Origin of the sequence: Prevotella sp. HMSC077E09 (genome assembly GCF_001814685.1) — a bacterium.
GTDB lineage: Bacteria > Bacteroidota > Bacteroidia > Bacteroidales > Bacteroidaceae > Prevotella > Prevotella oris.
In genome coordinates, this window is sequence record NZ_KV817598.1 from 18,526 (window position 1) to 19,406 (window position 881).

Annotated in this window: 1 pseudogene; it reads left to right on the top strand. The window is 44.6% G+C overall.

Going from position 1 to position 881, the window contains the following annotated elements:
* Positions 1-214: 214 nt before the first annotated feature.
* Positions 215-881, top strand: a pseudogene (locus tag HMPREF2983_RS12800) (virulence protein); the annotation flags it as partial.

The following is an 881-nucleotide window of genomic DNA, read 5'->3' on the forward strand; positions in this document are numbered from 1 at the left end:
ATCGGGCATTTCTTATTCCATCACTTTTCATTCAAGTGGCAGCTTGTGGCGCTATGATGGGGACAAAAGAGACAGATTGATGTTCTTGCCACTGCACAAATGAGGTTAATAAGGTAATTAAAGCAAAAGAGTACATCTGAAAGCAGACAGTAACATCCGTATTTCTGCTAATCTATTTTTCCTGTCATCCGTTTTTTGCTTAATGAGGCGATAAATGCTCTTCTTGACAGCCTGTTTCCCTAAGAATTTTGCAGCGGACGAGCGCAACATTATGCAAGAAGACTCTGAATGCTTGGAAGTTACGCATGCTCACCCTAACTTCACTCTTGGAAACCAATTCAAGGGAATAATGAAAAAGAACGCAGATGCAGGCAATACAGGCAGCAGGAGAAATCCTCATCGAATGAGGAGTTCCTCCAAGAATGCAGAGATAGAAACCTACCTCTCCACACACTACGAGTTCAGATACAATACTGTACTGGGCAGAACCGAATATTGCAGTAAGGGTAATAATCGTTTTGTAAAGGTTGGTCGTTATGAAATCAATACGCTCCGCAGGGAACTTGATTGCGATGAAGGCATCGTAACTTCTTCCGATAATCTCTACTCTATCATCGAGAGCAGTTTTTCTCCGCGCATCAATCCTGTGCAGGAGTATTTAAAAGGGTTGCCATTGATAGATATAGGCGATAGCAGTAGCTGTGATGATGCCGGTTGCAGGGATAGTAATGTGTCTTCTTTTTCACCGAAAGCCATTCCCCACTTGGCAAGTTGCGTAGTCGTGCGCAACTCTGACAAATGGTTGCCGTATCTCACCAAGTGGCTCGTGGCAGTGGTAGCCAACGCGATGGACGACCGTGAGTGCCGTAACCATACCTGCC